We start from the raw sequence: 280 nt of genomic DNA, 5'->3' as shown, positions 1-280 counted from the left end.
GAATTCGGTAAAGGTCCGATCATCATGATCTCTTACGCGGACGAAGAAGAAGCGAAAGTTATCACCTGGAAAAAAATCGACCTGCCGTACGTTGAAGTTGTTTCTTCTGAACGTGAAATGATCAAACGTTTCCTGAAAATCATCCGTGAAAAAGACCCGGACATCATCATCACCTACAACGGTGACTCTTTCGACCTGCCGTACCTGGCGAAACGTGCGGAAAAACTGGGTATCAAACTGACCATCGGTCGTGACGGTTCTGAACCGAAAATGCAGCGTA

At 46.4% G+C, this 280-nt stretch carries 1 protein-coding gene; it reads left to right on the top strand.

All coding sequences use genetic code 11. From position 1 onward, the window contains the following. Positions 1–280: 3'-5' exonuclease (locus SB659_RS19330; protein WP_410551563.1), on the top strand; the 280-nt coding region annotated here is incomplete at both ends.

The organism is Arthrobacter sp. SIMBA_036 (assembly GCF_046535135.1).
GTDB lineage: Bacteria > Actinomycetota > Actinomycetes > Actinomycetales > Micrococcaceae > Arthrobacter.
This window is presented reverse-complemented; position numbering and strand designations above follow the sequence as displayed.